We start from the raw sequence: 7,944 nt of genomic DNA, 5'->3' as shown, positions 1-7,944 counted from the left end.
CCGCTTCGCCAAACTCGCCGACATCCGCCCGATGTGGACCCCGCGGCCCCGCCCGCAACGCTCCTCGGGCGGCGTTTTCGGCCACCTGGTTCCGGCCGAGAAGTCCAGTCGCACCAGCGATTCCGGCATCAAGCCCATCGTCATGACCTGGGAGAAGTTCCGCCGCACGGTGCTGCCCGACGCCGACCGCATCGAATACGAGGTCCCCGCCCGCTCCACCAGCTACGGGGCCATGGTCACCGCCGCCAACCCCGACGCGCCCCCGATCATCCAGTGGGACAACGAAACCCACCGCAACCCCGTCACCTGGTACCTCTACGTGGACGGCTCGAAACCCGCCCAGTGGGGCCTGCGGCCCGGCGAACTCCGTGACGTCACCGCCGTCGTCGCCCACCCCGCCACCTGGAACGTCGACGACGACCGCACCGCCCGCGAACAGAGCGTCATGTTCACCCTCGCCGGAACAACCGACACCGGCTACACCAAGGGCGCGGGTTTCTTCCCCGCCTACCTCCGCAGCGACCTCCACGAAATCCGCAAGACCCTCGAGGCCCACACCCTCGAAGCAGTCGTCGCCGGCCGCGACGAAGCCGAAGCCTGCGGCCTCCTCATCTCCAAAGGCCCTATCGACCACACCTTCCACGTCACCACCGACACCATCCGCACGCCTTACACGCTCGACCGCTGGGACTGATCTCATTCGGGACCGATCCGAGCACCACGCGGCTCCGTATTACAGATGTGTATTCCGGTAATGCGGTACGTTGAGGTGCTATGAAGGTGTCGACATCTCTGCGGCTCGAGAAGGACTTGCTCGAGCATGCGCGGTCGGTGGCCGGGCAGGACGGGATCAGTGTCGCGGCGGTACTCGAGCGGATGTTGCGCGAAGACCGGATGAGGCGGGCGGTCGAGCACGCGGCCGCGATCGAACAGGCAGAAGGCCACAACTCTCCTGCCTACCTCGAACAATTGGCAGCGGAGTACGCAGCTGTCGATGGTTCGATCGCTACGCCGTGAGCGGACCTCGTCGCGGCGAGGTGTGGGCGTACCTGCCGGGCATCGCAGGACGCGCGAAGCCGTCGCACATCGGTGCCGATCGAGTCCTCATTTTGTCCAACGACGCGATCAACAGCGGTGCTATCGAGGTGGCGATGGCCGTGCCGCTGGTCACCGGCTATCGAGCCAGTTACCCGACGGTTGTCGATATCGGGCATGTGGATGATGTTGCGGTTCAGGTCTTGCCGTACAAGATTCGACCGATTCCCAAGATGTGGCTCGTCACGCGGTTGGCGTTCGTCGATCCATCGGTAGCCGAGCGCGTGCGAGACGCGATCATGGAATGCACCAGCGGTGGCTATCCACCGCTCGAGGAAATCTGAGCGGAGTCGCTGCGGTTCGCCCGGTGGGTGGGATCTAGTGGTGAAAGCGGGTGTTTCATCTCGGGGGCGGGGCTATGGTCGGGCGGTCAACGGTGGTCTGCGGCGAGGAAATACGGCATGAAGTTGATGTATGTGGTGTGGGGCGAGGGTGTGGGGGAGCGGCTTCGGGGAGAGGAGCTGCGGAATGAGTTGGGGGCGGCGGGGGTTCGCGTGTTGCAGGTGAATGTGCGCGATGAGGATGTGGCGGAGGCGCAGGTTCGGCACAGTACCTATGAGTCGCCGGTGGACGCCGTCGTGAGTGTGTGGACCGATGGGGAGCATGAACCGGTCACTGCCGCATTGCGATCCGTGGCCGCGGACGTGAACGGGTGGATCGTTCAGGAGCGGGAGCCGATCGTGCCGCCGGAGATCGCGGACGGGGTGCGGATGGACGCGCTCGCCAACTTCGCGATTCTGCGGATCCCGGAGGAGTTGACTCGGGAGGAGTGGCTGCATCGGTGGCATGACCTGCACACGCCGGTGGCCATCGAAACGCAGGCCACCTTCGGATACGTGCAGAGCACGGTGACCGAAGCCGTGACGCCGGGCAATCGCGTGGACGCGCTGGTCGAGGAGCTTTTCCCGATGGCCGCGATGACCAGCGCGCACGCCTTCTACGACACCGGCGGCGACGACGCCGAGCTGCAGCGGCGCGTCACCCGGATGATGGAGAGCGTCGTCAGCTTCGGTGCGCACCTCAACCTGGATCTCGTCCCCACCAGCCGGTACCGGTACACGCTGGGCTGATCCGCCCAGCGCGGCACCGGGTCAGAGGAACCGTGAACTCGGAACGGGCCCGGGCGAATTCACTCGATCGCTGGTGCCGGTCAGCCAGCGGTCGCGGGTGGCGGTGACGAATGCGGTGAGGACGTCGTCCGAATCGGGCGGGGTCTCGCCGTCACCCGGATCGGGAGTGGGATCGGCGTGCACGATGTCGGCGGCGATCTCGGATTCCGGTCGGGCATCGGCGGGATCGAGCACCATCTCACCCTCGACCATGCGGCGCTGCGGGCCCCACCCGGGCTCCACCATTTGCACCAGCAGGCCGCTGATGTCGGCGGTGACGGCGGGCGGATTGGTCCAGCAGGTGGCGTGTTCGAACAGGATCTGGCCCGGTGCGCGGTCGCGCAGCGTGACCGCGAGCTCCGGCTCGAGGTCGTTCAAGTCGTAGGCGACCACCAGCGTTTCCGGGCGGCCTGGGGTGTACGGCTCGGCCGGGAGACCGAGCAGTTCGGCGGCGGCCAGGCCGAGAATGCGATCGGAATGGCCGGGCAGCAAGGACACCGAGCGCGGAGTGTGTCCGGCCGCGCGCAGGATCCGGTCCGCGCGGTCGAGGGTGGTGCGGCACAGTGCCGGGTTGTCGCCGAGGTAGGCCCAGCGGCCGGTCATGCCCGCCGCGTATCCCCACGGCGACACCGTCGCCAGGTATCCGCCGGTCAGCGCGAAATGCCAGCCGCGCAGGTCCTGCGGCCCGAGCCCGCCGAGCCCGGCGACCGGATCCGCGCGTCGCAGCATGCGCCGCACCCGATCCCGGGCCGGGATCCAGCGCTCGTCCTCCGGCACCGGCAACCGCGCGAATTCCACCGCGGCCCGCTCGAAGTCACCAGCCATGATCGTGTTGTAGACCAGCAGATACCGGTCCGGCCACGGCCGCAGCGTCTCCCAGCGCTCGAGCAGCGCCAGCACCGCGTCCCGGTGACGGAACTCATCCTCGAGCGCGGTCACCAATTCGCGCAGGGCCAGTTCCGGTTTCGTGGTGCCCTCGCGCAAGGCGGCCCGCAACGCCGGAATCGCGGCGAAGGAGAGGCCGCGTTCGATGCATTCATAGCCGAATCGCAGGTACGTGTCCGGGTCCTCGGAACCCTCGGCGACCACGCCCGCGATCTCGGTCAGATCCTCGAACCCGGTGTGGGTGGCCAGTTCCCGGGCGATCGCCGCGACCTCCGCCAGCGGCGCGGTATCGGTGACGGCACGCAGCGCGAGCAGCGAACCGTGCACGTCATCGTCGGCCAGCAGGGCACGGACTTGGTGCAGTGTTTCAGTCATCGGCAACGATCCTGGGGGAGGAAAGCGGTGTCCGCAAACGGTTTTGGCGGCGCGAGGGGGTGATTCCCGCGGCCGTGTCGGATAGGGTCACGGGAGGTTTGCCGCGGTAAGGAAGCGGCGGACCGTGTGTGGAAGGAAAGTACTGCGTGTCGTATTTGCTCTATGACTTCCTGGAACCCCTGATGGGTTCGTCCGCGGCCGAATACTGGGCCAAGATCTTCGTGGTGGGGCCGCTGTAGATAGCGGTCCGGTAGCCCCTGGAGTGTGACGGGCGTCATCGGCGGCAGGCCAGGCAGTCCAGTCGTGTCGGACTGGCTATGAAGTGGCCTGCGTGGGCAGCCTAGAATCGACGTGTTCGATTCTGAGCGATCAAAACGCGTCCCGATTGGCCCACATGACCCAGGAGTTTGCCGTGACCACGCCCGACACCACCCCCACCATCGGTACCGCCCGCGTCAAGCGCGGCATGGCCGAGATGCTGAAGGGCGGTGTGATCATGGATGTCGTCACGCCGGACCAGGCCAAGATCGCCGAGGACGCGGGTGCCGTGGCCGTCATGGCGCTCGAGCGGGTGCCCGCCGACATTCGCGCCCAGGGCGGCGTGTCCCGCATGTCGGATCCGGACATGATCGACGGCATCATCAACGCCGTGTCGATCCCGGTCATGGCCAAGGCCCGCATCGGCCACTTCGTCGAGGCGCAGATCCTGCAGTCGCTCGGTGTCGACTACATCGACGAGTCCGAGGTGCTGACCCCGGCCGACTACGCCAACCACATCGACAAGTTCGCCTTCACCGTCCCGTTCGTGTGTGGCGCCACCAACCTGGGCGAGGCGCTGCGCCGGATCACCGAGGGCGCGGCCATGATTCGCTCCAAGGGTGAGGCCGGCACCGGCGACGTCTCCAACGCCACCACCCACATGCGCACCATCCGCGCCGAGATCCGCCGCCTGACCTCGCTGTCCAAGGACGAGCTGTACGTCGCGGCCAAGGAGCTGCAGGCCCCCTACGAGCTGGTCGCCGAGGTCGCCGAGACCGGCAAGCTGCCGGTCGTGATGTTCACCGCCGGTGGCATCGCCACCCCGGCCGACGCCGCCATGATGATGCAGCTCGGCGCCGAGGGCGTCTTCGTCGGCTCCGGCATCTTCAAGTCCGGCAACCCGGCCGAGCGCGCCGCCGCCATCGTCAAGGCCACCACCTTCCACGACGACCCGGACGTGCTGGCGAAGGTGTCGCGCGGCCTGGGCGAGGCCATGGTCGGCATCAACGTCGAAGAGATCCCGCAGCCCCACCGCCTCGCCGAGCGCGGCTGGTAAGCGGTAGCGCGACAAGCGAATACGGAAAACCGCCGGTGCTCCCTCGGGAGCACCGGCGGTTTCGCGTTCCGGGCTACTTCCCGGTGATATTGCTGAGATCGGCGTTGCAGGTCACGAACGCCAGCGAGCCGGTGGCCGTGTTCTCCGCCAAGACCTTGTCGCCCTGCTTGATTCGGCAGGTGATGGTCGCCGCGTCGTCGTCGGCGGCGGTGGCGGTGAGGTTGGCGAACTTGAGCAGACCCGTCAGCGTGACGTTCTTGCTCCACGGCAGCTGCGCCGAACTGGTGTTGCCCGAGCCGGTGTCACCGGTGCTGTAGGTGACCGACGGCTTGGCGTAGGTGCCCTCGCCGGTGCCGGTCACCTCGTAGGTGATGTCGACCGTGCGCTTGGACTCCTTGTCGACCTCGTGGGCGGCGGTGCCGACCAGGGCCGTGCAGGCCGCGAACGGCAGCACGATGAAGATGAGCAGCGCACCCACGATCCACGGCCAGATCTTGCGCTTCTTCGGTGGCGGCGGCTGCATCGGATACCCCTGCCCTGGATAGCCTGGTGCCGGAACGCCTTGGTAAGTCATGAAACCCCTCGAACCTTTCTTCGGTGATGACCGGAGCGGAAACTATCAGTGGAATCGAGGTGCGGTCCGCGTTCGTTCACATCCTGAATAGGTCGTCGTATCGGTCGACAGCTGTGAACCCGAATCCCTTGTGCACGAGTGACCTTCGGCCCTAGTGGGTTTGCGGGGTGGACGCTAGATGTCAAGTGCGGCATACGTGACGTGCGGGCGCGCCGGTGTGTCGCCATACCGTCGGCTACCTGCGTGCATACCGCCCAGCAAACTCAGCTAATTTTCTCGGAGCGCGCTTCGGCAAATTTACTGCCTGGTGTTATCTCGTTACTGTTCGGCTCAGTCACCGGTGAACAGTCATATTTCGCTCGTCCGGCAAGGAGCCCGCATGCTGGCAATCGACCAATTCACCTATGGGTGGCTGACCCCCGTTCTGGCCTACATCATGTCCGTCACCGGGTCGTTGCTGGCCTTGCGGTGCATGGTGCGGGCGCGCAATCAGCGGGGGCACAAGGGGTGGATCGTGACCGGTGCGATCGCGCTGGGCGGGACCGGGATCTGGGTCATGCATTTCATCGCGATGCTCGGATTCTCGGTGCAGGACAGCACTATTCGCTACAACATCCCGATCACGCTGTTCAGTGCGGCGATCGCGATGGGGGTGGTGTGGCTGGGGCTCTACATCGTGGTGCATCAGCACGGGGAGGCGTTCGCGTTGATCACCGGCGGCACCATCACCGGGCTCGGCGTCGGGGCCATGCACTACTCGGGCATGTACGCGATGAAAACCGATGCGGCCGTGCAATACGACCCGTGGATCGTGCTGCTGTCGTTGGTGATCGCGGTCGTCGCCGCGACCGCGGCGCTGTGGTTCGCCCTGCATGTCAGCGGCATCATCGCCACCGTCAGCGCCGCTCTGATCATGGGAATCGCGGTGTGCGGCATGCACTACACCGGCATGTTCGCCATGCGGGCGCACATGGCCGACCACATCCACGCGCCCTCGGGCGCGCAACCCGCGCAACTGCTCGCGCCGCTGATCATCACCGTCAGCATGGCCACCATGATCATGCTGTTCCAGGTCGGCATCACCGAGATCGACGAACCCGACCTCAGCCGCATCCGCGGCCAGTACGCCAGCCGCTTCTGGCCCGCCCGCCACGCCGAGCCCGACGACACCGACGACGAATACCCCACCGACAGCTACGAATCCCGCCATCGCCGCTGGTGAATCCCGTCAGTAGTCGTCCTTGTAGATCAGCGACACCATGACGTGATCCTGTTCGACCCAGACCCGTGAGCTGGTCCGGTATTTGTCGAGTCCCCAGCCGTGCATGGCGCAGTCGCCACTCCAGGAGTTGTCGTGGGTGGCGGCGGAGGGCGAGAAGGGGAAGGTGCAGCCGTAGGTCGCTTTCAGGTGCTCGCGCACGCGGGTGCCGACGTCCTCCGGTGTGCCCGTGCCGACGAGGGTGAAGCGGCGCAGGCATTCGTTGGTCGATCCGTCCGAGCAGCCTTCGTCGGTGGTGCCGCGCAGCGAAAGACCCTCGGGCAGCGGCAGAATCGCGTCGGCGGGCGGAACCCGCGCCGGTCGCCCGACCAACGGCACGAAGGCGAGGGTGATGAGCAGGACGAGCCCGACTATCAGGCAGTATCCGCCGGTCAGGAGGTAGCCGATCATGATGCGCGCCTTGCCGATTCGCCCGGGTTCGTCCTCGTCGCGCGCGAACCTCGCCTCGACCACGGGCGCGGCCAGCAGCACCACCACGATGAGTACGAGGAGTACTACGGCCACGGTGACCTGGATATCGCGGGCGATCACGCCGACCGCGACCAGCACCAGGACCCCCTGCATGGCGAGGAGTATCGCGACCCCTACCACTCGCCCCCGAACGGTCTCGGCCGTCACCGCCCAGCACACGACCGGCCCGAGAAACAACACGATGAAAAACACGCCACGGACCGTATTTCATTGCGGCGCAGCGCCGCATTCCCTTTAGATACGCAGTGCGGGCCGGTCCGGGTGATCCCACGCGACCAGCAGGTCGGGGTCGGGATCCTGTTCGCGCTGATATTCGAGCAGGCCGTCCACGGTGAACATGTCGGCGGGATCGGTGCGACGCCGCAGGGCGCCCTCCGACATGCGCAGGGCGATGGTCAGGTCGAAGTCCAGGCCGCGCCCGAGGAGCATGGGACCCGCCAGGAACAGGACGGTGTCGGGCAGGGCCTGCCGCACCCGGGCTCGCGCGGAGCGGTCGGCGCGGGCATCCCACAGTGCGGGCAGGAATCGTCCGCTGTCGCGAAGTGGTTTCAGGACTTCGCGATTCACGGCCGGGTAGTCGAACCAGCCGGTGCGGTAGGTGAATTCGCTGTCGCGATCGTATTCCAGCCGCACCGAGGCGGGCCGCACGAAATCGTGCAGGGATACCGTCTCGGCGGCCCGCCCGCGGGCGCGCAGCCGATCGGCGACGCCGCGGGCGACGGTGAGCGGGTCGGCCGCGTCCGCGCCGTCGACGGCGATCACCGCGTATCCCGCCGTCCCCATGGCCCGTTCGGCGATCAGATCGAGCAGGGCGTCGGGGGTGAGGGCGGTGAAAGCGGGC

Annotated in this window: 10 protein-coding genes; 6 read left to right on the top strand and 4 right to left on the bottom strand. The window is 66.8% G+C overall.

Annotation, left to right across the window (positions count from 1 at the left end; translation table 11 throughout):
- The 4 genes from ACWELQ_RS30980 to ACWELQ_RS30965 all read left to right on the top strand — a co-directional run.
- On the top strand, window positions 1-694 hold a 694-nt coding region (locus tag ACWELQ_RS30980), incomplete at its 5' end, for a hypothetical protein (protein WP_452400572.1).
- A gap of 80 nt (window positions 695-774) precedes the next feature.
- Entirely contained in the window at window positions 775-1,017 is a 243-nt protein-coding gene (locus ACWELQ_RS30975) for a hypothetical protein (protein ID WP_452400571.1), read from the top strand.
- Window positions 1,014-1,379, top strand: coding sequence for a type II toxin-antitoxin system PemK/MazF family toxin (locus tag ACWELQ_RS30970; protein ID WP_452400570.1), 366 nt, complete (start codon window positions 1,014-1,016; stop codon window positions 1,377-1,379). Before ACWELQ_RS30975 ends, ACWELQ_RS30970 begins: the two co-directional genes overlap by 4 nt.
- 117 nt (window positions 1,380-1,496) lie before the next feature.
- Window positions 1,497-2,165 carry a hypothetical protein gene (locus tag ACWELQ_RS30965; protein WP_452400569.1) on the top strand — a complete coding sequence of 223 codons (669 nt, stop codon included), beginning with the start codon at window positions 1,497-1,499 and terminating at the stop codon, window positions 2,163-2,165.
- 21 nt (window positions 2,166-2,186) lie between these two features.
- Here the strand turns inward: ACWELQ_RS30965 and ACWELQ_RS30960 are convergent, their stop codons facing one another.
- Entirely contained in the window at window positions 2,187-3,464 is a 1,278-nt protein-coding gene (locus ACWELQ_RS30960) for a hypothetical protein (RefSeq protein ID WP_452400568.1), read from the bottom strand.
- Window positions 3,465-3,876: 412 nt separating this feature from the next.
- Between ACWELQ_RS30960 and pdxS the strand changes: the two genes are divergently transcribed.
- Entirely contained in the window at window positions 3,877-4,779 is a 903-nt protein-coding gene (gene pdxS, locus ACWELQ_RS30955) for a pyridoxal 5'-phosphate synthase lyase subunit PdxS (RefSeq protein WP_452400567.1), read from the top strand.
- A 73-nt stretch (window positions 4,780-4,852) separates the two neighbouring features.
- Here pdxS and ACWELQ_RS30950 read toward each other — a convergent pair whose 3' ends face one another.
- Window positions 4,853-5,302 carry an MmpS family transport accessory protein gene (locus tag ACWELQ_RS30950; RefSeq protein WP_452400566.1) on the bottom strand — a complete coding sequence of 150 codons (450 nt, stop codon included), beginning with the start codon at window positions 5,300-5,302 and terminating at the stop codon, window positions 4,853-4,855.
- A 430-nt stretch (window positions 5,303-5,732) separates the two neighbouring features.
- Between ACWELQ_RS30950 and ACWELQ_RS30945 the strand changes: the two genes are divergently transcribed.
- Window positions 5,733-6,575, top strand: coding sequence for an MHYT domain-containing protein (locus ACWELQ_RS30945; protein ID WP_452400565.1), 843 nt, complete (start codon window positions 5,733-5,735; stop codon window positions 6,573-6,575).
- Window positions 6,576-6,581: 6 nt separating this feature from the next.
- Here ACWELQ_RS30945 and ACWELQ_RS30940 read toward each other — a convergent pair whose 3' ends face one another.
- Complete coding sequence (locus ACWELQ_RS30940; protein WP_452400564.1) at window positions 6,582-7,295, bottom strand: hypothetical protein; 714 nt, start codon at window positions 7,293-7,295, stop codon at window positions 6,582-6,584.
- A 42-nt stretch (window positions 7,296-7,337) separates the two neighbouring features.
- A partial coding sequence (locus tag ACWELQ_RS30935; RefSeq protein WP_452400563.1) for a hypothetical protein occupies window positions 7,338-7,944 on the bottom strand: 607 nt, incomplete at its 5' end.

Source organism: Nocardia sp. NPDC004722 (assembly GCF_053601505.1).
Note: the sequence above shows the minus strand (reverse complement) of the source record. Positions and strands in the feature narration are given on the sequence as shown.